A 25320-nucleotide genomic window follows, 5' to 3' on the forward strand; every position below is an offset into this window, starting at 1 on the left:
CTAGTCTAGATCTTTTAGCATAGAGCGCAGAGCAAACTTCTGCACTTTACCGGTAGATGTCTTTGGCAATGGCGCGAAAACGATCCGCTTTGGACATTTAAAATGTGCCATATTCTCACGACTAAACCGGATAATATCCTCCTCTGTCGCCTCCATCCCCTCCTTCAGAGTAACAAAGGCACAAGGTACCTCCCCCCAATGATCATCAGGCTTGGCAACGACTGCCGCTTCCAAAATAGCCGGATGGCGATAGAGAGTATCTTCAACCTCGATCGTTGAAATATTCTCGCCACCGGAGATGATGACATCTTTGGAACGATCTTTTACCTCGATATAGCCATCAGGATGCCACACCGCCAGATCCCCGGTATGGAACCACCCACCCGCAAACGCATCCTCTGATGCACTCGGGTTTTTCAGGTAGCCTTTCATCACATTATTGCCGCGCATAACGACCTCACCCAACGACTGACCATCCCGGGGACGGGGTTCTAAAGTCACCGGATCAGCCACCATCAGCTCCTCCAGAGCCGGGGCCCGAACGCCCTGTCGTGCCATTTTTGCTGCTTTCTGCTCTAACTCTAACTGATCCCACTCTCGCTGGTGCGCACAAAAAACACTCGGCCCATAGGACTCGGTCAAACCGTAGGCATGCACAACCTGAATACCGATCGATTCCATCCCTTCGATAATCGCAGCCGGTGGCGCAGCTCCGCCAGTCGTCACTGTCACCGGATGATCCACCAATGCCTTCTCCTGCTCTGGGGCATTCAGCAACATATTCAACACCACAGGAGCCCCACAGAAGTGAGTAACCCCACAAGCCTGAATTAACTCAAACACTTTTTGAGGTAACAGATGACGTAAACAAACATGCGTTCCGGCGACCGCCGTGACCGACCAGGGATAACACCAGCCATTACAATGGAACATCGGCAGTGTCCAAAGGTAGACCGCATGCGGGGGCAGGTTTTGACCAATAATATTACTCACTGCATTCAGATAAGCGCCCCTGTGATGATACACCACCCCTTTAGGGTTTCCGGTTGTACCTGAGGTATAGTTCAGCGTAATCGCTTGCCACTCATCCTCCGGCGGCTGCCAACAAAACTCTGAATCCCCTTCAGCCAAAAGTGCCTCATATGTCAGCGACCCGATCAGCTCCCCTCCGCTAAATTGAGGATCATCTACATCCACGACAAGAGGGGATACACTCGCCATCCTTACGGCTTTACCCACCACATCAGAAAACTCCCGATCAGTGATTATCACACTGGCTTCACCATGATCCAACATGAACGCAACGGTTTCGGCATCCAAACGGGTATTTTGGGTGTTCAATACTGCACCAGTCATCGGGACTGCGAAATGTAGTTCCAGCATCTCTGGAAGATTCGGTAACATAACCGCGACCGTATCGCCTGCACCAATTCCGCGCCGAGTTAATGCTGATGCCAACCTCCGACAGCGCTGATAGGTTTCCGCCCAGCTTCGTCGCACATCACCGTAGATAACCGCTGTGCGCTCCGGATATACGGTCGCCGCGCGCTCAATGAATGACAGCGGAGTCAACGCCGCATAGTTTGCTCTGTTTTTATCCAACCCCATGCTGTACGGATTGTTATTTTTATTTTCCATACTTCAACCTCATACCCATCTACTCAACCTCCCTCTGACCGGGGAGTGGAACCGGGCCGATGTCACCTGAAAAACTGCAGATAAACCGGCCTGTCCATAACCAAGCTTTTCTGTTAACGGAGGAAGTTCATACTGAACTCTTTGAACTGCGGTGCATCTGAACGACCGATCCATTCAAAGCCGACCATCTCACGGGTTACCATCTTGATACCCTCTTCGCGCATACGCTCAACAGCAGACGCTGTATCATTGGGATTACGCGCCGAGATCGCATCACTGACGACGTAGACCTGCTTACCCTGTGCCTGCAGGCGCAATGCGGTTTGCATGACGCAGACATGCGCCTCCATTCCGCAGATCACAATCTGCTCACGATCCAACTGATCTATACGCTCACTACACTCCGGTGCATCCGCACAAGAGAAATGTGTTTTACCGATAAAATCGGTTTCCGGAAGCATCTCTCTCAAGGTTGATACTGTAGGCCCTACCCCCTGTGGGTATTGTTCAGATGCCAGCACCGGCACATCCATCAGTTGTGCAACACCAATCAGCCACTGGCAGTTCGTGACCAACTTTTCATTATCAAACACACCTGGTAGTAGTTTTTCCTGAACATCCACCAGTAGTAACGCTGACTTACCCGCTTCAATTAACATGCACTCTCCCCTTTATTCTGCTGGTCGACGATCAACCATATTGGTTGCCACACCCTCTGCAACAACCTTCTCACCTACTCGGCATACAGTCTCAAGTTTGACGCGACGACGCTTTTCGTCGATCTCCAGCACTTTTGCAGATGCCACGACCGTATCACCTATATGCACTGGTGCTTTGAACCGCAACTCCTGATCGATATAGATCGCGCCAGGCCCAGGCATCCGAGTACCCAGTACCGCTGAGATCAATCCTGCACTGAACATACCATGAACAATCCGCTGCTCGAACATCGTTTGCGCTGCATACTCGGCATTAATATGAACAGGATTATCATCCCCGGTAATTCCGGCAAACAGTACTACATCCGCTTCAGTGATGGTCTTTGCATAGCTCGCAGTCATACCCACTTCAAGATCTTCCAGATAGTAACCATGTAACTCTTGCATAACTATTCCTCTCTCAATACTCAAATGGCTTTGCGGTCCGATCAGGCCTCCGTCAAAGCTATTGCTGGACGCAAGGTTTGATGAACGATTGAGCTACACAATAATATGCCAGAAACAAAAAACCAAGTATTTACCCTTGGTTTTTTAAATTTATTTTGCTAACTTGCCTAACAAATCTTGATTTAACAGCCAAAAACTTGATCAGCAATGAACCAAAATCGAGGATTTACCCCTATGAGTAATCAGATCAGCTCAACATTTATCGAGCGCACCCTGACTCAGCTAAAAAGGGTCTGGCATGATCTCTCAATCGACCGCCAGAACTCTGATGCACTGCAGATCTCCTCAGAACTTAGTGATACGGACTCAGAACAGCTACTTCAATGGATGAACAACTGCCTGAACCATAAAGGCGGCGAGGTTGCCGCCAGAAGGCGGGCAGCGCAGATTGGTGAAAGCTATCTGGCTCTGAATCAAGCAGGGCGTATACGCTTCCTGAAGCTACTCAATCAACACTTTGACGTTGACTCCATGGCTGTGGAAGCCGCGATTGAAGACTGGCGACAAGCAGACACAAACAGTAAGCCCAAAAGCGCTACCCGCCTAAGAGAAACGCTTGAGCCACCCAGACTCAGGCTTCTTAAACAGTTCACCGAGCTACCGGAAGGGGTTAAATTCCTGGTAGATCTGCGTGCAGAGCTGATTCAATTAAAGAAAGAGCATCCGGAGTTGGCCGCCCTTGAAAACGACCTGAAGCACCTTCTCACCAGTTGGTTCGATATCGGCTTGCTTCAGCTTGAACAGATCAACTGGCACTCCAGCGCAGAGATTCTTGAAAAGCTAATAGCCTATGAAGCAGTGCATGCGATTCAAAGCTGGGATGACCTGAAGAACAGACTAGATTCAGACCGCCGCTGCTTTGCATTCTTCCACCCAAACATGCCAAATGAGCCTCTGATCTTCGTAGAGGTAGCCCTGGTTACAGGCCTGGCGGATAACGTCCAGAAACTTCTGGATGAAGAGGCACCCATTATTGATATTCAGGCCGCAGATACTGCGATCTTCTACTCCATATCCAACGCACAGAAAGGCCTCGCGGGTATCAGTTTCGGTAACTTTTTAATTAAGCGAGTCGTTGCAGAACTTCAGCATGACTTCCCAAATCTGACCCAATTTTCAACTCTCTCACCTGTGCCTGGCTTTGTACGCTGGCTCAGTAGCCAGGATGAGAACGCCCTAAGAGGGTTACCCGGTGGGAAACAGTGGGTGGCTTTAAGCCAGCCTCGCCTGCCTCTTGACTGGCAGCAGGATCAAGAACTGCAACAGAAGCGCAAGGAACCTCTCTTAAGCCTCGCAGCTCACTACCTTTGTCAGGAGAAAAGGCGTGGCGTAACAGCACGGGATCCGGTCGCCCACTTTCACCTCAGCAACGGCGCAGAACTTGCCCAGATAAACTGGATGGCAGACAGTTCTGAAAATGGACTCAACCAGTCTGCCGGCCTGATGGTCAACTACCTGTATGACCTTCCCCATATAGAAAACCGTAGTGAGATGTACAGCGCGAAAGGCAATATCGCTTACGCGCCGGTTATCCGCACACTACTAAAAACCAACTAACAGAATAGATCTGAGAATAACAATTAAGGAGACAGATATGACACAACGTGTAGCGGTCGTGACAGGTGCCCAGGGTGGACTGGGTGAAAGCATGTGCAAAGCGATGCAGGATCAGGGGCACAAAGTAATCGGGAGCTATCTTCCTGGCACCGAGGAAGCAGCCAAATCCTGGCAAAAGAAGATGAAAGGTGATGGCTTTGAGGTTGAAATTTTTCCGCTTGATGTCACGGATTATGATCACTGTTGTAGTTTTATCGCAACCGTAGAAAAGGAAGCGGGGCCAATCGACATTCTGGTCAACAACGCCGGAATTACACGGGATGGCCCCCTGAAACGCCTTCAACCCGAACAGTGGAGTGCGGTAATCCAGACAAATCTGGATTCTATGTACAACATGACACAACCCCTCTTTGCCTCAATGTGTGATCGAGGTTTTGGCCGGATCGTTAATATCTCCTCCCTGAATGGTGAGAAGGGCCAGTTTGGCCAGGCCAACTACTCCGCTGCTAAAGCGGGTATCTACGGATTCACTAAGGCTATAGCTCAGGAAGGGGCTCGCAAAGGGGTTACCGTTAATGCAGTTTCACCCGGATATATCGATTCTCCGATGGTACGCCAGGTACCTGAGAATGTACTGAACAGTATCATCGATGGCATTCCTGTTGGCCGACTGGGCCAGCCTGAAGAGATCGCCAGAGCCGTCGCTTTCCTGACCGCTGAAGATGCAGGTTTTATCACCGGAACCAACCTATCTGTCAATGGCGGTCAGTACATGAGTTAAGAGATTCCCGGAGAGAAATACAGTGACGCAGACCTCTCTCACCTGATGCCTCACCGGGCTTCAGTCATTTCACTCCGGTTTAGGAGGCTCCGCGCCTCCTTTTTTCATATTTCGAGGCATCATTTCAACCCGATTTTTACCGTTACGCTTAGCTACGTATAACGCCTGATCAGCACGTTTAAACAGCGCGCTCAATTTATCACCCTGCTGATACTGACTCACACCAATACTCACAGTGATTGATTCTACACCCTCAAAGCAGGCCTGCTGAGCCCGGAGCCGTATCTTCTCCGCCACCACATAGGCATGAGTCAGATCGGTGTTTTCACAGATCACAACAAACTCCTCTCCACCCCAGCGCCCGACGACATCAATCTTACGTACCGCTCCGGATAAGATCACAGCAAGATGCTGAAGCACACAATCACCAACATCATGTCCATAGCGATCATTAACATTTTTAAAATCATCAATATCCAACAGGATAACAGTGAAAGGCAGCCCCTGGCGGTTGAAACGTTCCTGTTGTATGGAGAGAATCTCATCAATCTTAAGGCGATTAAATAAACCGGTCAGCCCATCTCTGACCGACAACTCCTCGATCCGCTTTTTATCGGTCACATCTTCAGATATAGCACGATACCCTGTAATTTTTTCACCTGAAATCACAGGTTCTACATGCGTCAACAGATAGAGATCTCTCCCCTCGCTTGTGACACATTTAACCTCGCCTGACCACAAGTGGCGCGTATTGATCGCTGCCCACATATCGGTATAAAAACTGGTCGGTTCTTCTGGGCAGAAGAGCTCACTTAGATTCCCGCCGATTAAATCCTCCTCCACGTATCCAAATACACGACACACGGAGGGGTTGGCAGCGGTAATTTTTCCCGATTGATCAAAATGGGTAATCAATACATGACGATCTACCATCGCCTGTTGGGAAACAATCTGTTTATGCGCATCAGCAATCTCTTGGTTTAATTTGCTGACAGCACGATTTCGATAGATCAGGACCAGAGCAATAATGATAAAGAGGGTAATAATCTGAATAATCAGCTGATAATCAGTGCCCCGCTGATAATTGATTGACACCCAACTGTTATGAAACCGTTTTCTCTCCTCTGGCGAAATCAGGCCCAGCGCCTTTTCCAGTATGGGCTTCAATTGAGGTTCTTCACGACTGACACCGATCGACAGATCCCAGGAATCATCAAAGGTTCCGGATACCTTCAATTCTCCGGTGTATTCATTCTGTATCCAGTAGCCAATCGAAGAGAGGGCATCAATGTAGGCGTAGAGTTCGCCCGAGCTGACCCGAGACAACCCTTCCTGAATTGAATCTACCTCGATCAGGTTAATCTTGGGGTATCTGCTTTTAATCCGTTCACTAATGGCATAGCCCCGAACAACCCCCACCTTACGATGATCGAGACGCTTGATATCACTCACAAAGGTTTCATTAACCGTTGTCGCATATACCAGCGGTAATGATATATAGGGTGAAGTGAATGACAGGAACGTCTCTCTATCAGCTGAAGGCATCACCAGGGGAAAGAAATCGCACTTTCCAGCCTGCCCAAGGCTCACAGACTCTTCCCAACTGCTGACCGGGATCGGCTTGATTGGAACTCCCAAATAAGCCTCAAAACGGCGTATATACTCTGATGTAATCCCGGTATGCTGCCCATCTTCAATCGCCTCAAGTGGTAGCCATTGAGGGTCTAAACACGTACGGAGGCTTTTTTTCTCTGCAAGGTATCGACGATCATCGGGCGTCAGGGTTTTATCGTAGCTCCCGTTATGGGTATCTATCCACCTATCCTTGAGCTCAAGGTTACGGCTATAGGATACCGCTTCGTTCGCCTTTATTAATATCGACAGTAATAATGAATTCCCCTTCGCAACTCCCATTGGCAATTGGGTACGTTCAGGTAGTTCCAAGCGATCAATCTTCCTGATTCTGACATTACTGAACCAGTTCTTATGGATGTAGTAATCCAACTGTGGCAGACTCGCCAGCACCACATCAGCACGCCCTAACGCAACCGCCTTTAATGCCTCATTCGTTGTTGAAGCGACGAGTAACGTTAAATTCGGATAGTGCTCCATGAGATAGTTGTGGAGAAAGTTTTTATTGGTAACCGCAACAACCTTACCTTCCAGATCAGAAAGCGTTTCAATATCGGAACGCTCATTCACAGCAGCCCCTACCACATAATCAATATGCGAAAAGGGCGTAAAATCGATAAAAGCCTTTCGCTCCTCTGTAGCTGCAATATGTGGGATGATGTCGAGATTACCCTCTTTAAGCATCTGCAGATATTCATGCCAGGGCTTGTTACTAATAAACTCGATCTCAACACCTAAGAGGTCACCCAGCATATTGATATAATCAACGGTATAGCCTTTCGCCCTTCCCTCTTCATAAAAATTGAAAGGAGGGAAATTGGACAGATTCTGCACTCTTAATACCGGATGATTCTTTAGATACTCCAACTCATCATCTGTCAACGCTAACGGATGCAAATCAGATCGCTCCATCCAGCTCCATTTAGATAAAATTTTTGATTTTTCCTGATAGGTCACTTCAGTGAATGCTTTAGCCAATATCCTCTTGAAAATTGGGTAATCACTCCGTAAGCCAACAACACTCTGTGTCCACAGCTCCTCTAATGGAAAGACCGGCTCGATCTCAACCATAGAGTTTTGCACTAACAGATAACTGTCAATGTTCATTCCGACCACAATATCAGCTTTGCCACTGAGCACCGCATTGAACGCAGCATCCGTGGATTCATACCCTAAAAGAGACCCGCCCCTCTGATGCTTTTCCAGATAACGCTGTATATGTTTTTTATCTCGATGATAGGCCACGTTAAGACCATGCATCTCCAGACTGCTGGAAAGCGGAAAAGTACGATCTTTACGCGCAAAAACCATCGTAGGAAAATTGATCGGCGTATCAACAGTTTCTAAACCGTAGTTCTCAGCGGTGGACCGGTTCATTGCCCCAACCAGATCAATGTCACGACGCTGCACTCGATCCAGAAGTGAATCCCAGTCATCAGCCACATATTTGAACTCAATCCCTAAACGCTGGGCGACCCGTTCAAACAGATCTGGAACAACACCGGCAAACTCACCTGGTTTCGTCTGAATTAAGAGCGGAGGAAACTTCAGAGTATGTCCGACAGTAATAACAGGATGAGCCTTAATCCAGGCGGCCTCATCTTCGGTTAGCTGGATCTCTGCCGCCAGAAAAGTGGGCAGCCAGGAAAGGAGAAAAAGTAGAGATATAAAAATTCGAGAAAGAATAGCCCTGCGCGCCACTGATACAACCTATTAAATAAACAGTGATAGGCGTGGAAAATATCATGTCGTATGACATCGCACTAGTTTTTCAAACAATTAACAGGAAAAAATTACCCCCTCCCCATAAGCTACCAAAAACAGGATCCAATTTCTTACAGACAAAAAAACCGGCACACTCGGTGCCGGCAAAGAATAAAGGCATCATGTCTTAATGAATCTTGAATCCACCAATAAGCCTTTCCAGAGTGAAAGAGGACCAGCTCAAGCAAAACCAGTCCGACCTTCGGTATTACAGTTTCTGTTCCAGCTCAGGTACTGCTTCAAACAGATCTGCGACCAGACCGTAGTCTGCAACGGAGAAGATAGGCGCCTCTTCATCCTTGTTGATCGCAACAATAATTTTGGAGTCTTTCATACCCGCCAGATGCTGAATCGCACCGGAGATACCAACAGCGATATATAACTCAGGCGCAACGATCTTACCTGTCTGACCGACCTGCATATCATTCGGTACAAAACCGGCATCCACTGCAGCACGAGAGGCACCCACAGCCGCACCCAGCTTGTCAGCAATTTTCTCAAGCATGGCAAAGTTTTCACCATTACCCATGCCTCGACCACCAGAGATAACAACACCTGCAGCGGTAAGCTCAGGGCGATCAGATTTAGCCATCTCTTCGCCAACAAAACTGGAGATACCCGCTTCATGTACGCTATCAACGGCTTCAACTGCCGCAGAACCACCCTCACTAGCAGCCGCATCAAATGCAGTACCACGCACAGTGATCACTTTAATCGCATCCAGGGACTCAACCGTTGCAATAGCATTACCCGCATAGATTGGGCGCTGGAAAGTATTCTCAGACTCTACAGCTGTAATATCAGAGATCTGTGCCACATCCAGAAGTGCCGCAACACGAGGCAGGAAGTTCTTAGCGGTTGTTGTCGCTGGTGCAACTACATGGCTGTAATCCTTACCCAGTTCAGCAACCAGTTTGGACATATTTTCAGCCAACTGATGCTCATAAGCTGCATTATCAGCCACCAGGACTTTGCTTACGCCAGCGACCTGGGCTGCGGCATCAGCCACCGCACCACAACCGGAACCAGCAACAAGAATGTGTAGATCACTACCGATCTCAGCTGCAGCTGTCACAGTATTCAGTGTCGCACCTTTCAGGGTGCTATTGTCATGTTCTGCAATAATCAGAATAGCCATATCATCACCCCTTAAATTACTTTGGCTTCGTTCTTCAGTTTTTCTACCAGCTCATCTACGCTGGAGACTTTAATACCAGCCTGACGCTCAGCTGGAGGGGTCACTTTAAGCAGTTTCGTATGCTCTTTCAGCTCAACACCCAGATCGGCAGGTGTTTTAACATCCAGCGGCTTACGCTTGGCTTTCATAATATTTGGCAGAGATGCGTAACGCGGTTCATTCAGACGCAAATCTGTAGTAACAATTGCTGGAAGGTTCAGCGAAACAGTCTGCAGACCGCCATCCACTTCACGGGTAACGTTGACTTTATCGCCATCAACTTTCACTTCAGAGGCGAACGTTCCCTGAGGCATTTCAGCCAATGCCGCCAGCATCTGACCCGTCTGATTGTTATCGCTATCAATTGCCTGTTTACCCATAATCACCAGATCTGGTTTCTCTTCATCAACCACTTTAGCCAGTAGTTTGGCAACGGTCAGAGACTCAGGCATAGCATCCGTATCAATTTGGATACCACGGTCTGCACCTAGCGCCAGAGCGGTACGAATCTGCTCCTGACACGCCTTAGGCCCAATTGAAACTACAACCACTTCAGACGCAGTACCCGCCTCTTTAAGACGAACTGCTTCTTCTACAGCGATCTCACAGAATGGGTTCAATGCCATTTTCACATTGGCCAGATCAACATCAGTATTATCCGACTTAACACGTACTTTGACGTTGTAGTCGATAACACGCTTAACTGTTACGAGTACCTTCATCAGCAAAGACCTTTTAATTCTAGTTGTTAAGGGAACTTACTGTTCCCTGTTTTGCTTTTGTTTACGTAAACACCCGGTGATATTTTGCACTAAAATACCGCACGCTTAAGTAAGTATTTTCCCTAATCATACTTATTTATCTTGAATAAGCAATCACCCCTACTAACAAAATCCTGCTCAAACCTACCAAATCGTTACAGCGGTAATAAAACTATTCACATATCAGGGAAATCCCTTATAATTGAAATTATAACTAAGGAGTGCTGTCTCAGCTGTTTACTGATAGCCTCGTATAACTATAAGAATCGCGAAATGCTTCGAAAGCGCGCCGATTCTCCAACCGAGCATGAGGGGAGATCGACCTATGACACGAGAGTCGATGGAATTTGATGTAGTAATCGTCGGTGCAGGCCCTGCGGGCTTATCCACAGCGTGCAGACTAATGCAGCTGGCACAGGAAAAAGAGCAAGAGTTAACCGTATGCGTCGTTGAGAAGGGCTCAGAGGTTGGAGCGCATATCCTCTCCGGTGCGGTCATTGAAAGCCGTGCACTGGATGAACTGTTCCCAGACTGGAAAGAACAGGGTGCTCCCCTGACAACCGCAGTGACCGAAGATGAGGTTTACCTGTTAAAGGATGCAGAGAAAGGCAGCAAAATACCTAACGCCTTTGTTCCTAAAACAATGCACAACAATGGCAACTACATTGTCAGCCTTGGTAATGTATGTCGCTGGCTTGCTGAACGCGCTGAAGAGCTGGGCGTTGAAATCTTTCCGGGCTTTGCTGCAGCTGAGGTTCTTTACAATGCGGATGGCAGTGTAAAAGGGATCGCAACCGGCGATATGGGCTTAACTGAAAATGGTGAGCAGAAAGACAGTTACATGCCTGGCATGGAACTGCATGCAAAATACACAGTATTCTCCGAAGGTTGCCGCGGCCACTTGGGTAAAGAACTGATCGACAACTTTAACCTGAATACTAAAGCGGATGCTCAACATTACGGCATCGGTATAAAAGAGCTGTGGGATATTCCAGCGGATCAACACAAGCCAGGACTGGTTGTGCACGGGTCTGGTTGGCCATTAGACAATGGCACCAGCGGAGGTTTCTTCCTCTATCACACTGATGATAATCAGGTTGTGGTCGGACTGATTGTTGACCTGAACTATGCAAATCCATATATCAGCCCTTTTGATGAGTTCCAGCGACTGAAGCACCATCCCGTGCTAAAACAGCATCTGGAAGGCGGCACCCGTGTATCCTATGGTGCACGAGCAATTACAAAAGGTGGCTTTAACTCCCTGCCACGTATGAGCTTCCCTGGCGGTCTGGTGGTTGGCTGTAACGCAGGTACGCTTAACTTCAGTAAGATCAAAGGCACCCATACGGCAATGAAGTCTGGGATGATCGGTGCAGAAGCGATCTTTGAAGCAGTATCCGCGGGCTGTGAGGGCGGTAAGGATCTGGAGCGTTATACAGAACTGTTCAAGGAATCCTGGTTATACGACGAACTGTTCCGCTCACGTAACTTCGGCCCTGCTATGCATAAATTCGGTGCAATTCTGGGTGGTGCGTTCAACTATATCGACCAGAACATTTTTGGCGGTAAAATTCCGGTTACCCTGCACGACAACCATGAAGATTTCGCTCAGCTGCAACCGGCCAGTAATTTCCAGCCCATTGAATATCCAAAACCGGACGGTCAGCTAAGCTTCGATAAGCTCTCCTCTGTATTCCTTTCGAATACCAACCACGAAGAGGATCAGCCTTGCCACCTTCAGTTGAAGAATGCATCTATCCCGATGGAGCAAAACCTACCTAAGTTTGCTGAGCCTGCTCAGCGCTACTGCCCTGCGGGTGTTTATGAAGTGGTAGACGATGAAGAGAATGGAGGCCAACGCTTCCAGATAAATTCACAGAACTGCCTACACTGTAAAACCTGTGATATCAAAGATCCGGCTCAAAATATTACCTGGGTAACACCTGAGGGTATGGGTGGTCCTAACTATCCAAATATGTAAACCGCCGGTTATTCATAAAAAAACCCATGTGTACTCACATGGGTTTTTTATTGGTTATCTATCTAAAAACGCACAAACAGATCATCAACCATATCCTCAACCATTTCAGGTTGATTACAACCTCTAAGGTAGCTCCTTAATCCCATGATCTGTGCCATTAAGCTTCGTGCCAACAGCTTGGGGGGCGCTTCATTAGATAGTTCGCCCTGATTGATCGCTTGTTCAAACAGCAGGCAGAACTCAGCCTCCATCTGCTTTAGTAATAAACGGCTTTCAGCCAGCAGTTCAGCATGCTGATCCGTAAGCTCCGTGATTGTTTTTACCAACAGACAGAGATCACTCGGGGCACTAGCACGCCGGTCCAACACCACCTTTTTAACAAACTCCCGTAATCCGAGAAGAACTGAGTTCTGCTCGGCGACGATCTCATGTAAAAGCGCTCTGGAATCACGGTAGTATTGATTTATGACCTCTCGGAAAAGCGCTTCTTTACTGCCAAATGCCGCATAAAAGCTACCCGGTCTAAGATTCACAACCTTTTGCAACTCCCGGGTGGATGTCGCGTGGAACCCCTGCTTCCAAAACAGAAGCATCGCCTGGCGAATTACCCGCTCTTTATCATATTTTGCAACATTGGCCATGTGAGCAACCTTTTTTGATCGTATGATCAATTTTAACTTGATCAATCGATCAAATACAAATACGCTGCAATTATTGACCAGTCGATCAAAATACATTGAGGCCTGACGATGAATAAACTGACCGTTCATACCTACGAAAGCGCACCAGAAGCCAGCCGCCCCCTTTTAGATAATTCGATTAAAAATTTCGGCATGATTCCGAGCCTGCATGGCGTCATGTCCGAATCACCAGAGCTTTTTGAAACCTACCAGATGCTCCATCAGAAGTTTCAGCAGACCTCTTTCGATGAAGATGAGCTAACCGTTGTCTGGCAGACTATCAATGTTGAACACGAGTGCCATTACTGCGTACCTGCCCATGCGGCGATCTCAAAAATGATGGGAGTGGATGATAAGCTGACCCAGGCACTCCGCAATAGGGAACCCATGCCTACAACTAAGCTACAGGCTCTACACGAGATGACACTATCGATCATACGTAATCGCGGCCGTGTGAATGAAGAGGAGGTCAGCCAGTTTTACGCAGCCGGCTATGGCCCCAAACAACTCCTGGAGATTGTGCTTGGTGTTTCACAAAAGGTGATGAGTAATTATGTAAATCATCTGGCTGATACCCCATTGGACGACCGCTTTAAACCCTTTCTGTAGAGGGTACTAACGAACCTGCCAGAAACCTCTGGCAGGTTATCAACGACCTGCTGATTACCTTCTAGTCGCTTTTCGGTGTAAGATCCATTTTCCTATGGAAAAGAAAGCACTGTGAAGGAACCATGCTTCATTCTCAACTCTCAACCACGCTTCTGATCACGACCAGCCTTTTAACCGGTTGCACCACGAGTATCCTCGATCACACTCAACGTGATGGCCAGCCTTATGAATCGGGCTTTTGCTATAACGGAGGACGGATTAATAACTACAGTTGTGATCCGGAATTAGCGGTAGTACAAGCTGATATGCGTGAAAAGGAGATTGATGAGGAGTGGATGTACCTCAAGTTGATTGAGATCCGTCACTGGCTTGCCATGCAAAGGCAAGAATTTATCAAGCGTGATTTTTCTCCTGAAACTACAACCAATCAGGAACAGGTAGTTTCTTGCTGTGTAAGAAAGCCGGATTGAACAACTTACTTTGATAACGTGCCGCTATATCACACAGAACCGTTACAATTGTATGACCTGCACCTAAATCTTCTGCCACTCTGACAGCGCCAGCCACATTGATTCCACTGGAACCTCCAACAGCGAGCCCCTCCTCTTTAAGCAATGAGAAAACATAATACATCGCCTCCTCATCTGGGATCTGGAAGGCACCATCCGGCATAAAACCTTCAAGATTACCCGTCACCCGACTTTGACCGATGCCCTCCATCACAGAGGAACCTTCACTCTCCAATTGACCATGTGTGTAGTAATGAAACAGAGAGGCTCCCATGGGGTCGGTCAGGAAGATTTTGATCTCAGGCTTATAACGCCGAAGCGCCTGGGAGACTCCGGCCAGCGTACCACCAGTGCCAACAGCACAGCAGAACGCATCCACTTTACCCTCCGTTTGGTACCAGATCTCCTTACCCGTGGTCTCTTCATGAATCGTCCGATTTGCCTGATTATTAAACTGATCTGCCCAGATGGTATTACCATCCTTGGCGGCATAGTGCTCGGCCAAACGTTGCGACACTTTAGTGTAGTGGTTCTCATCAGCCAGAGATACCGCCGGAACCAGCTCTAGCTCAGCCCCCAGCAAGCGCAGACTCTCTTTTTTCTCATCACTCTGAGTCTCAGGCATAACAATGGTTGTTTTAAGCCCTAGTGCATTGGCGACCAGAGTTAATCCGATACCGGTGTTGCCTGCTGTACCCTCGACGATACGACCTCCGGGCTTCAATGTTTTACGGTTAAGAGCATCACGCACAATGCCCCACGCCGTACGGTCCTTCACTGACCCGCCCGGATTGAGAAATTCAGCTTTCGCATAAATCTCACAGCCTGTCAGCTCCGACACTTTCTGCAGACGGATTAAAGGTGTTCGGCCAATCAGGTTAATCAGCCCATAGGCAAGATGAGACATAACAACCCCCTCCCAATATGTTGGTGAGGCTGCTTTGATCCACCCTATTATCAGCAAGGGTTAGATAGCAAAATTAATCAGTACTTTCAGTATAGATCTTTTTAAAAATTGAAAGAGAGCACCGGAGTACTCTCTAAAGAGCAAGACCGATAAGTACTATTTGCTAAAAAGGGAGGGTCTGACTGACTTTTTTGAATCATCCCGCTCATACTTCTCAGTCAGAGGACGTTTCCCTCGCTTAGATTGCACTTTTTTCCGCTTTTTTAGCGGCTGGTCAGCGATCGGATCAGACTCAATCATCTTTCCATTTTCAATTCGAGGGACAGGTCGCAACTTAACTTTCTGTTTAATCAGTTTTTCAATACGAACGAGAAATTCGCGCTCGGCTGGTGCTACTAATGAGATCGCCTCTCCGGTCTCACCGGCCCTTCCGGTTCGTCCGATCCTGTGCACATAAGCTTCAGGCACGTTAGGCAGATCATAGTTGACAACCTGGGGCAGTGCTTCAATATCCAGTCCTCTTGCCGCCACATCGGTCGCAACAAGAACATGCAGATCTCCTGCAACAAACTCATCCAGCATCCGGATACGCTCCCGCTGGGTCTTATCACCATGCAGGGCTCCGGCATTAATCCCCTCATGCTGCAGGTACTCCGTGAGTAGATCGACACGCTTTTTAGTACGCGCAAAAACCAGTGTTTGCCCCCACTTACCCTCCTTGATCAGATAGGTCAGAACATCAGATTTGTCTGCATTATCAACACCATAAGCAAACTGCCTGACCTGATGAGCTGTAGAGTTACGCGGCGAAACCTTGATCTTCTTGGGATTATTCAGATAAAACTCAGCCAGTACCTCGACACTATCATCGGCTGTCGCTGTAAACAGGAGTGTCTGACGTGGCTCTGCTGCGTAATCCATGATCCTCTGGATAGGGTCAATGAACCCCAGATCCAACATCCGATCCGCTTCATCCAGAACCAGGAACTGAAGTTTATTCAGGTGCAGCGCTTTCTGCTGTAGAAGGTCCAGAAGCCTCCCCGGCGTTGCCACCAGAATGTCAGCCCCGCGTTTCATCTTACGAATCTGATTATCGACCCTGACACCGCCATAGATCGAGATCACCCGCATGCCCAAGGCTTTTCCATACTCCAGAGTATTGTCTGCTACCTGTATCGCCAGTTCTCGCGTAGGTACTAATACCAGAGCACGTATATCCCGATAGTTTTTATCTGGAGCAGTTTTGCTTAGTTTTTCAATAATAGGCAGTGCGAAACTAGCCGTTTTCCCCGTACCCGTTTGAGCTTCCGCGAGGAGATCTTCACCCGCCAATACCTGCGGAATCGCTTTTAACTGAATCGGTGTCGGTTGGCTGTAACCGAGTTGTTGCAAAGTAAATTGCAGTTCCGGGCAGAGAGCAAGATCTGAAAACGAGGACGCAGGAGGCATAAGGAAACACAAACCATCAGTATTAAGGAAACGATCATTTTAACCTATCCGTGCACTGACTCAGAGTTTTTTCCTCTCACATCTTCCATTGAGTTCAGATCAGAGAAGCGCTGTATCAGAGACTTTACACAGTGTTAACAAACTGGCACAGCTCCTCTCTTTAACTAAACTACCGTTGTGTAGGGTAACGGGAAGTCCTCATGCACAAATTCATTTGGCAGGTCTCTAGTAGCATTCTAGCCACGGCAATTTTGATTGGGTGCAGTACTCAATCAGACACATCACTGCATGCAAACCTATCTACTGAAGGTTACTCAGGTAGCTACTGTTATAACGGGGGGCGCGTGCATGAATACAGCTGCGACCCAACACTTGCGAGTTCACAGCCGGATATGCACCCTGATGAGATCGATGAAGAGTGGATGTATGCAACCCTCTATGAGATCAAGCGCTGGTTCTCAGAACTCCGTGCCCTCCACTATGGCCCGATGCAAAAAACAGAGAATCACGTTACTTCCGAATAGCGCGAACACCTCTGCTACGCTAATCACAACTCAACACCCTTCGCACTTTACAGTCGCCTGCCAGGAGAGAACGAGCGTCTGACCTGACCAACTGAGAGACAAACGCTTATGGAGACCCAGTCATTCAAGAGCTGATCTAGCGTTCTCTTCGTCTCCTCTGCTGATACTATGCAGGCCTGCTGGTCGAGATTTGAAAATCATTAAGTGCTCTGGGAAAGCCTCAAACAGCGCCACAGTAAATTAGAGCTGATCGATCTGGTGGCGCAAATCAGCCAGTTTACCGTTAAGCACTTTCTCCAGGTGATCGATTTCATCCAGTAAAACCTGCTTTTTGGATTGAGCATCCTGATCTACTTTAACCAGTCGTTCGAGTTCGGTCACAGCTTTGAGAAAGTAGGCCGATGGTTCAGATGCAGAGCCATAAGCGGCATTCATCTCCAAAGATTTATCCACCCGTTTGAATTTAAACTTCTTACTTTTTGAGAACCAGTCTCCCTGACGACGTCGCAGGTATATTTTCAGGATATCCATATCCCCTTCCCTACGAGTTGAAAACCTCTCTATTTCAGACGGATCATCGAAGCCCATCTCGGTCAGTACAACAAATTCTGTATTCACAGCGCCTCCACTGAATCTGAAATTACAAAACAATCCAGATTCAGTGTAGACCCTCACAGGTTTAATCACAGGAAACAGTTCGGTCCTGCGCCCAATCCCTTAACTGCTGGATCTGTCCATCCATTACGACCGAGAGCGGCTGCGTTTTACGTAACTCCTCTTGTAGTAGCGCCTGATTCAGCTCCCTCCCCTGCGCATGAGATGTGTAATAAGCGGAGATCACCGCCTGCTCTATCTCAGCTCCCGAAAATCCATCACTCTCCTCAACAAGTCGTGCAAAATCGAACTGAGTCAGATCAGCTTTCTGACGCTTCAAATGGATATCGAAGATGCTAAAACGGACCTCATCATTGGGCAGGTCAACAAAGAAGATCTCATCAAATCGCCCTTTTCGGATCAGTTCAGGTGGTAGTGCCTGGATGTCATTGGCTGTCGCAACCAGAAAAACCGGTGCTTTTTTCTCTGCCATCCAGGTTAATAAAGTTCCCAACATCCGTGTTGATGGGCCTCCCTCATCACCACCGCCAGCGATCCCTTTTTCGATCTCATCCAGCCATAAAACACAAGGCGCCATCACCTCAGCTGTCTGCAAAGCCTCCCTAAGGTTTTTCTCAGACTCACCATAGAATTTATTATAGAGCGCCCCAAAATCCAGTCTAAGTAGTGGCGCATGCCAGCTACCTGCAACCGTCTTAGCTGCAAGACTCTTACCACACCCTTGTACACCCAATAACAGCATCCCTTTCGGAACAGGTAGATCTGTATTAGCGACATCACCTTTAAAAAAAGCTCGCCGCTCCTCCAGCCAGGCTTTAAGTCGGCTAAACCCTGCAATATCCGAAAACTGCGCTGTATCATATTCAAAATGCAGATTTCCCTGATCACTCAGCAGGTTGTATTTCGCTTCATTCACCGCCGGAAGGTCGCTTTCGGTAATCGCACCATCATCAAAGATCGCGTTCCGTGCCAAGCGACGGACATCAGATCGGGTCAGACCCGATAGGTTTTTAACCAGTTGCTGAAGATTATTGGAACTTGCCTGAACCCTTGCGCCGGATGATTTCAACCAGGCTTGTGCCTCCTCCCTGACTATTCGCTCCACCTCATGTTGATTTGGCAGAGAGATCTCCAGTTTCGCACTCAACTTATTCAACTCTGGGGGGACGACTAATGCATGGCTTAACAAAATCAATGTATGCCCCAAAAGCTCATACTTCAAAGCGATATCTTTCAACAGCCGGATATGCACCGGATCATCCATAAACGGATGCAGATCCGCCATGATGTAAACACCCGGCGTCGTCACTGATTTAATATGCGATAGGGCTTCAGCCGGTTGGGCAAACAGTTTTTGCGGTGCATATGCCTGATCCAGGCGTTGAATCCCTTCAGTCAATGTCCATTTAAACAGCGGCCGCCCATAGATCGGCTTCAACTCTGACAGCATCTCTACTATCTGATTTTCCTCAGTGCTTTCGATCACAATCAGAGGAGTTTCAGCTTTGATCAATAGTTCCAGCTGATGCTTAACCATGACAGATATCCTTATAAAAACGGGTCAGTGATAATCTAATATAAAACCCTTTCAGGCACTATTTCTAAAAGATAAAACCGAACCCGATGGAGAAACTATTTATCCCCGCTTCCTGTGGATAAGTTGGTGAATAGTTTTTGGGTAGATTGCTGAAATCCACATAATACGTTGTATTCAGCAGATCGAACAAAAAATAGACCGATGAGAAAATATTCTTAACTATCAACAAGTTAAATAAATCAACAGTTAATAGAAAACTTCAAATAAAAGTATTTATGAATATTGACAAGCCCATTTTTAAGCTGTGCAAAAGAGTGAAGGGAGATTAGTAGCTACAGTGGTTTGGGCCGTCTGCAGATAGAAAAGTGATCTGAATAAAGGAGCAGTGCTCCTCTATTCATCTGGGATCTCTAACTCAATATGGGATTTGGGGATACAACAGCAAGTGAGCACTTCATCATCCTGAAGGTCCAGCAAGCTATCCTGGACATATTCAACTTCACCCTCCAGAAGGCGCACTTTACAGCAACCGCAGTATCCACCGCGGCAGTTATAGGGTGCTGGAATCTCCTGGGCTTCAAGGGAGTCCAGCAGCGTAGGCTCATACTGATAGTAGTAGGTGTGATGATGGTTTACTTTGATCCGGGATGGGCCAGCCATAGTCACGTCCTTAGAGATCGAATCCGTCGAAATCACCCTCGTCCACCTCATTATCAATCTGACCAACCAGGTAAGAGCTGATCTCCGCTTCCTGCGGAGCCACCTGTACATTGTCGCTGACCAGCCATGCGTTCATCCAAGGTAACGGATTCTGGCGTGATGGAAAGATCTCATCCAGATTCAGCGCTTTCATCCGCACATTAGTAATGTACTCAACATAATCAGACAATATCTGGGCATTCAAACCGATCATCGAACCTTCACGGAATAGGTATTGCGCCCAGTCTTTCTCCTGCTGAGCCGCCTCTTTAAAGATCTCATAGACCTCAGGCTCACACTCTTTAGCAATCTCTTTGAAATCAGGATCATCCGCACCGGATGCCATGATGTTCAACATATGCTGGGTCCCTGTCAGATGAAGAGCTTCATCTCGGGCAATCAGTTTAATAATCTTAGCATTGCCTTCCATGATCGCCCGCTCAGCGAAAGCAAAGGAGCAGGCGAAACTGACATAGAAGCGGATCGCTTCCAATACATTGATTGAGACCAGTGTCAGATACAGTTTTTTCTTCAGATTACGCAGACTGGCATCATAGATATGACCATCAACCGTATGCAGCCCTTCCCCATGGATACTGTATACACTCGAGAGATTAATAAACTCATCATACAAGCGCGTGACAGAGTCAGCACGGCGGATAATCTCAGGGTTAGTTACGATCTGATCGAACACCTCTGATGGTTCAGTGATGATATTACGAATAATATGTGTGTACGAACGGCTGTGAATTGTTTCACTGAATGCCCAGGTCTCAAACCAGGTTTCCAGCTCGGGCAGGGATACAACCGGCAGGAATGCTATATTTGGCGAACGCCCCTGTACTGAGTCCAGCAGTGTCTGGTATTTCAGATTACTCAGGAAGATATGCTTCTCATGCTCTGGCATGTTCATGAAGTCTTTACGGTCAGTTGATAGATCAACCTCCTCCGGACGCCAGAAGAATGAAAGCTGTTTCTCAATCAATTTTTCAAAGATTGGATATTTCTGTTTGTCATAACGGGCAACGTTTACGCTGCGGCCGAAAAACATGGGTTCTTTAGTTGCGTCGTGAGTACTGTGACTGAACGTGGTGTACGCCATCGGGGTATTCGTTCCTGAAACCTGGGATAGTTCTAATTATGTTGCCTGCTCCAATGGGAGCAGGCCGTTATCTACTCTGGCTAAAAGCGCGTGGCAAACAATTAAAGTTTGCACGCTCCGCCTTCACAACCACCGTCATCAGCCTGATCAGAAGCGCCGTCACGGGTGTTGTGGTAATAAAGTGTTTTGACGCCGTATTTGTAGGCAGTCAGTAGATCCTGCAGCAGCTGCTTCATTGGAACTTTATCGTTCGGGAACAGTGATGGATCATAGTTGGTATTCGCAGAGATCGACTGATCCACAAACTTCTGCATAATGCCGACAAGCTGCAGGTAACCTGTATTATTTGGAATATCCCAAAGCAGTTCATACTGCTCACGCAATTCAGTGTAACCAGGTACTACCTGTTTCATGATGCCGTCTTTACTTGCCTTAACCGATACATAACCGCGCGGCGGCTCAATACCATTGGTTGAGTTAGTAATCTGTGAAGAAGTTTCACACGGCATCAGGGCGGTCAGGGTACTGTTACGCAGACCGAATTCACGGATATCTTCGCGCAACGTCTCCCAGAAATAGTGCAGCGGCTCTTCACAGAACTCGTCGACTTCACGCTTGTAAGTATCGATTGGCAGCAAGCCTTTAGAGTAAACCGTCTCGTCAAATTTCGGACACTTACCACGCTCTTTAGCCAACTCATTAGACGCTTTAAGCAGGTAGTACTGGATCGCCTCAAAAGTTTTATGTACCAGACCGTTAGCGGAACCATCCGAATATTTCATCCCATTCTTCGCCAGGTAATAGGCGAAGTTAGTCACACCCACCCCCAAAGGACGACGGTTCATTGTGGACGTATGAGCCGCCGGGATCGGGTAATCCTGATAATCCAGCAGGTTATCCAGCGCACGCACAATCAGATCGGAGAGATTTTCCAGTTCATCCAGATCCTCAAGGGCGCCAAGGTTGAACGCAGACAGCGTACACAGAGCGATCTCACCCTCAGGGTCGTTCACATGCTGTAGCGGCTTCGTTGGCAGCGCAATCTCAAGACAGAGGTTCGACTGTTTAACAGGAGCGACCGTCGGATCAAATGGGCTGTGGGTATTACAGTGATCAACATTCTGAATATAGATTCGACCCGTTTGTGCACGCTCAGCAGCGAGAATACCAAACAGCTCTACCGCTTTGATTGTCTGCTTTCGGATCGAAGGATCATTTTCATATTGAACGTATAAACGTTCGAACTCGTCCTGATCAGCAAAGAACGCATCGTATAAGCCCGGTACTTCATGCGGACTAAACAGAGTGATATCTCCCCCTTTAATCAGGCGGGTATACATCAACTTATTGATCTGAACACCGTAATCCAGATGGCGGACACGGTTCTCCTCAACCCCTCGGTTATTCTTCAATACCAGCAGGGATTCAACTTCAAGATGCCAGATAGGGTAAAACAGTGTTGCCGCACCACCACGTACGCCACCCTGCGAACAGGACTTAACCGCTGTCTGGAAGTGCTTATAGAACGGGATACAGCCAGTATGATAGGCCTCGCCGTTACGGATAGGACTTCCCAGTGCACGGATACCACCCGCATTGATACCGATACCGGCTCGCTGCGAGACATATTTCACGATTGAAGCAGAGGTTGCATTAATAGAATCAAGGCTGTCACCCGTTTCAATCAGAACACAGGAGCTAAACTGACGCGTAGGGGTACGCACACCTGCCATAATCGGGGTAGGCAGCGACAGTTTGAAGAGTGATGTCGCATCATAAAAACGTTTAACGTAATCCAGACGCGTTTCTTTTGGATAATCGGCAAACAGGCAGGCAGCTACCAGCATATAGAGGATCTGCGGGCTTTCGAACACTTCACCCGTAACACGGTTCTGAACGAGGTACTTACCTTCCAGCTGTTTCACAGCGGCATAGGAAAAATTCATATCCCGCTTATGGTCAAGATAACCATGAAGCGTTTCCCACTCCGCTTCAGAGTAGTCCTCAATCAGATGCTTATCATAACGGCCAGCCTCAACCTGCTCGGATACATGGTCAAACAGTCTGGGCGGTTCAAACTGCCCAAACGCACGCTTACGCAGGTGGAAAATTGCCAGACGCGCAGCCAGATATTGGTAATCGGGTGAATCTTCTGAGATCAGGTCAGCTGCTGATTTAATCAGTGTTTCGTGAATGTCGAAGGTTTTCATCCCTTCGAAAAACTGAAGGTGAGCCTTTAACTCTACTTCTGATGGCGAAACCGCATTCAATCCATCTGCGGCCCAGATTACTACTTTATGGATCTTCTCCAGATCCAGTTTTTCCTGTCGACCATCCCTTTTGGTAACCATCAGATCTTGCTGCATGCGACCTTCCAAATAAAACGCTATCGATTTGTAATTATTTTGCTGCAACTGCACTAAAAATTGTTCAAAATCCTGACCAAAATCGCGCCAGGCTTTGATATATCAGGCTCTGCAGCTTTTCTACTCTGACTTTCCGTCAAGCACAACATGTTGTGTATAGAAGTAATTAAGACACTAAATATAGTGATCCTAAAGGTTAATGCAATACTTGATTTTGGGAATACTTGGGTGTAGGCGAAGCAGTTACTTTTGCGCAAACATTGATGATGCGGGGCCTGTAGGCTACCTATAAGGTAACATCCTAATATGACATTTTTTTAATTTTTTTTTCAGAATAAACCGACGTCAAACAGCATGCCAAAGTTCCTATGACTTCAATCAATTTTTTGTTCACTGTTTGAGCAAAGAGCTGCCAACTTTATGATCTTCTAATTTAGATGTTCTCTGTACCTATAAAGCATAATTTCCTGTACACTTCGCAACCAATTTTGCTGACTTAAAGTTGGAGGTTACCCTGATGCGTTTGGCTGAAATGGAGGCTATCGCCCTAAATGTGGGTCTGGCCGTGTTTGCTGCGTTTATTTTTTTCATCATCTACGACCTGGCAAAAAAATCAAACGCGGGTAAATTTGGAACCGCAATCCTCTTTTTTGCTCTGGGGCTTGGGCTAGCGGCCTTCCTGGTTAAAACAGTAGTCGTAGAGATGATGGGTGGGCATACCGGAGTTTAACAACCGGTTCGCCCGCATCAATTTCGCTTAGATCGAATATTCACTTCCGAGAGATGGATCAGCTCACCGCTACAAAGATCTATCTCGTAAGCTTTTCCAAAGCCAACAACATAACTCCCTTCAAAGGCTTCTAAGCGAAAAAGGTGAAAGTCCGGTAAGGTTTTCAACATTGCCATGATATTTCCAAACTGATCCTCCATTCCGTTCAATACCTGTTGATACTCATCTTTTTGCGGCTCAACCTCTTCAGCACTACACCGATAAGTTAATCGTTCGCGAGCAAACAGATTTTGGGAATCTCCTTCATCCGCAATAAACATGACAGATGCACGTGGAGAGGTACTCAAGTTCTTTGTGTGACGGGCAAGCTCACTGATAAAGATATAAAACACACCGGGCTGATCACTGAAGTACGGGGCGTAACTGATCTCAGGAAACCCTTCAATATTCATTGTCGATAACAGAAGTGACTGCATCCCATTCTGTAATTTCTGACAGGATTGATTCAACCCAAGCAGCTGTTCTTTAGACTGTTCAGACATAACTACCTCTGTATGAACTCTGTTAAAAAAAACTAAAATTTAAAGCCTGACAACCTCTGCCGATACTATAATTAGAGTGGTTGTGAAATCGCAACCGAATCTGGACAGTGCTGATAAGGTGTTTGTCATGGGCGACAAGAAAGTATTTATCCGCCACCCCGAGGAGTTCCCTATTGAACTCCGGCCTCAGGATTCACATATGAATCCCCACCACTCCTCTTCCCTACAACTTGTTTGCCACTCAGATATCCCCTTCGAATCCGGCGACAATATCACAATCAAAATCCCCAGTATCGCGTCTAACCTCGAGGTACTTGGTACCATTCAAAGCTGTGAAGGTACGCATAATGGATATGAGTTGGGGATCGCATTTACCAATATCGACGCACTGATGCGTATCCGTATTCTGGAACAGCTCTGCTATATCCAACGATACCGCAAACATGTACATGAATTCGAAGGTCGCGAGTTGTCAGATCAGGATGCAGCTCTGGAGTGGATCGGAAAATATGCGCATCTGTTTCCAGTTGCCTGCTGAGCTTAAAGCACCTGAAGCCTCTGCATTGCAGCAATAAATCGTTATACTACACACTT

23 protein-coding genes are annotated in these 25320 nt (G+C 47.4%); 8 read left to right on the forward strand and 15 right to left on the reverse strand.

What is annotated here, in order from left to right:
- The 3 genes from Q0882_RS03030 to Q0882_RS03040 form a co-directional block, all read right to left on the reverse strand.
- Positions 1-1638, reverse strand: coding sequence for an acyl-CoA synthetase (locus Q0882_RS03030; protein ID WP_299177854.1), 1638 nt, complete (start codon positions 1636-1638; stop codon positions 1-3).
- 113 nt (positions 1639-1751) lie between these two features.
- Entirely contained in the window at positions 1752-2297 is a 546-nt protein-coding gene (locus Q0882_RS03035; protein ID WP_299177857.1) for a hydrolase, read from the reverse strand.
- A gap of 12 nt (positions 2298-2309) precedes the next feature.
- Complete coding sequence (locus Q0882_RS03040; protein ID WP_299177860.1) at positions 2310-2744, reverse strand: MaoC family dehydratase; 435 nt, start codon at positions 2742-2744, stop codon at positions 2310-2312.
- Positions 2745-2978: 234 nt separating this feature from the next.
- On the opposite strand from Q0882_RS03040, the gene Q0882_RS03045 reads away from it, so the two are divergent.
- Positions 2979-4361 carry a malonyl-CoA decarboxylase gene (locus tag Q0882_RS03045; protein ID WP_299177863.1) on the forward strand — a complete coding sequence of 461 codons (1383 nt, stop codon included), beginning with the start codon at positions 2979-2981 and terminating at the stop codon, positions 4359-4361.
- A 37-nt stretch (positions 4362-4398) separates the two neighbouring features.
- A complete protein-coding gene (gene phbB, locus Q0882_RS03050; protein WP_299177866.1) occupies positions 4399-5142 on the forward strand; it encodes an acetoacetyl-CoA reductase in 744 nt (247 codons plus the stop codon).
- 69 nt (positions 5143-5211) lie between these two features.
- Here phbB and Q0882_RS03055 read toward each other — a convergent pair whose 3' ends face one another.
- From Q0882_RS03055 to Q0882_RS03065, 3 genes are all read right to left on the reverse strand, one after another.
- Positions 5212-8475 (reverse strand): transporter substrate-binding domain-containing protein, encoded by a 3264-nt coding sequence (locus Q0882_RS03055; protein ID WP_299177869.1) that lies wholly within the window; start codon positions 8473-8475, stop codon positions 5212-5214.
- Between the two features lie 271 nt (positions 8476-8746).
- A complete protein-coding gene (locus Q0882_RS03060) occupies positions 8747-9676 on the reverse strand; it encodes an FAD-binding protein (protein WP_299177872.1) in 930 nt (309 codons plus the stop codon).
- An 11-nt stretch (positions 9677-9687) separates the two neighbouring features.
- On the reverse strand, positions 9688-10437 hold the full coding sequence (locus tag Q0882_RS03065) for an electron transfer flavoprotein subunit beta/FixA family protein (RefSeq protein WP_299177875.1): 750 nt from the start codon (positions 10435-10437) through the stop codon (positions 9688-9690).
- A gap of 364 nt (positions 10438-10801) precedes the next feature.
- On the opposite strand from Q0882_RS03065, the gene Q0882_RS03070 reads away from it, so the two are divergent.
- Positions 10802-12457 (forward strand): electron transfer flavoprotein-ubiquinone oxidoreductase, encoded by a 1656-nt coding sequence (locus Q0882_RS03070; RefSeq protein ID WP_299177878.1) that lies wholly within the window; start codon positions 10802-10804, stop codon positions 12455-12457.
- A 62-nt stretch (positions 12458-12519) separates the two neighbouring features.
- Here the strand turns inward: Q0882_RS03070 and Q0882_RS03075 are convergent, their stop codons facing one another.
- Positions 12520-13098: a TetR/AcrR family transcriptional regulator gene (locus Q0882_RS03075; protein ID WP_299177881.1), complete on the reverse strand. Its 579-nt coding sequence runs from the start codon at positions 13096-13098 to the stop codon at positions 12520-12522.
- Between the two features lie 108 nt (positions 13099-13206).
- Between Q0882_RS03075 and Q0882_RS03080 the strand changes: the two genes are divergently transcribed.
- Together Q0882_RS03080 and Q0882_RS03085 are read left to right on the forward strand one after the other, a co-directional pair.
- On the forward strand, positions 13207-13746 hold the full coding sequence (locus tag Q0882_RS03080) for a carboxymuconolactone decarboxylase family protein (RefSeq protein WP_299177884.1): 540 nt from the start codon (positions 13207-13209) through the stop codon (positions 13744-13746).
- A 122-nt stretch (positions 13747-13868) separates the two neighbouring features.
- Entirely contained in the window at positions 13869-14216 is a 348-nt protein-coding gene (locus Q0882_RS03085) for a hypothetical protein (protein WP_299177887.1), read from the forward strand.
- Here Q0882_RS03085 and Q0882_RS03090 read toward each other — a convergent pair.
- Together Q0882_RS03090 and Q0882_RS03095 are read right to left on the reverse strand one after the other, a co-directional pair.
- The gene (locus Q0882_RS03090; protein ID WP_299177889.1) at positions 14164-15162 is read right to left on the reverse strand and encodes a cysteine synthase A; all 999 of its coding nucleotides are present in this window, start codon (positions 15160-15162) and stop codon (positions 14164-14166) included. The genes Q0882_RS03085 and Q0882_RS03090 overlap by 53 nt on opposite strands.
- Positions 15163-15318: 156 nt before the next feature.
- Positions 15319-16611, reverse strand: coding sequence for a DEAD/DEAH box helicase (locus tag Q0882_RS03095; RefSeq protein ID WP_299177892.1), 1293 nt, complete (start codon positions 16609-16611; stop codon positions 15319-15321).
- A gap of 200 nt (positions 16612-16811) precedes the next feature.
- Between Q0882_RS03095 and Q0882_RS03100 the strand changes: the two genes are divergently transcribed.
- A complete protein-coding gene (locus Q0882_RS03100; RefSeq protein ID WP_299177895.1) occupies positions 16812-17135 on the forward strand; it encodes a hypothetical protein in 324 nt (107 codons plus the stop codon).
- A 240-nt stretch (positions 17136-17375) separates the two neighbouring features.
- Here Q0882_RS03100 and Q0882_RS03105 read toward each other — a convergent pair whose 3' ends face one another.
- The 5 genes from Q0882_RS03105 to nrdA form a co-directional block, all read right to left on the reverse strand.
- The gene (locus Q0882_RS03105) at positions 17376-17753 is read right to left on the reverse strand and encodes a DUF3461 family protein (protein ID WP_299177898.1); all 378 of its coding nucleotides are present in this window, start codon (positions 17751-17753) and stop codon (positions 17376-17378) included.
- Between the two features lie 61 nt (positions 17754-17814).
- Entirely contained in the window at positions 17815-19287 is a 1473-nt protein-coding gene (locus Q0882_RS03110) for an AAA family ATPase (protein WP_299177900.1), read from the reverse strand.
- 393 nt (positions 19288-19680) lie between these two features.
- Positions 19681-19947, reverse strand: a complete 267-nt coding sequence (gene yfaE / locus Q0882_RS03115; protein WP_299177904.1) for a class I ribonucleotide reductase maintenance protein YfaE — start codon at positions 19945-19947, stop codon at positions 19681-19683.
- A gap of 10 nt (positions 19948-19957) precedes the next feature.
- A complete protein-coding gene (nrdB, locus tag Q0882_RS03120; protein ID WP_299177906.1) occupies positions 19958-21088 on the reverse strand; it encodes a class Ia ribonucleoside-diphosphate reductase subunit beta in 1131 nt (376 codons plus the stop codon).
- A 101-nt stretch (positions 21089-21189) separates the two neighbouring features.
- Positions 21190-23454, reverse strand: coding sequence for a class 1a ribonucleoside-diphosphate reductase subunit alpha (gene nrdA, locus Q0882_RS03125; protein WP_299177908.1), 2265 nt, complete (start codon positions 23452-23454; stop codon positions 21190-21192).
- A gap of 517 nt (positions 23455-23971) precedes the next feature.
- Between nrdA and Q0882_RS03130 the strand changes: the two genes are divergently transcribed.
- The gene (locus Q0882_RS03130; protein WP_366915906.1) at positions 23972-24184 is read left to right on the forward strand and encodes a DUF2788 domain-containing protein; all 213 of its coding nucleotides are present in this window, start codon (positions 23972-23974) and stop codon (positions 24182-24184) included.
- Between the two features lie 17 nt (positions 24185-24201).
- Here Q0882_RS03130 and Q0882_RS03135 read toward each other — a convergent pair whose 3' ends face one another.
- Positions 24202-24726, reverse strand: a complete 525-nt coding sequence (locus Q0882_RS03135) for a HugZ family protein (protein WP_299177910.1) — start codon at positions 24724-24726, stop codon at positions 24202-24204.
- Between the two features lie 82 nt (positions 24727-24808).
- Between Q0882_RS03135 and Q0882_RS03140 the strand changes: the two genes are divergently transcribed.
- Complete coding sequence (locus tag Q0882_RS03140; protein WP_299177912.1) at positions 24809-25264, forward strand: PilZ domain-containing protein; 456 nt, start codon at positions 24809-24811, stop codon at positions 25262-25264.
- The last annotated feature ends 56 nt before the right edge of the window (positions 25265-25320 follow it).

Source organism: uncultured Neptuniibacter sp. (assembly GCF_947498015.1).
Lineage (GTDB): Bacteria > Pseudomonadota > Gammaproteobacteria > Pseudomonadales > Balneatricaceae > Neptuniibacter.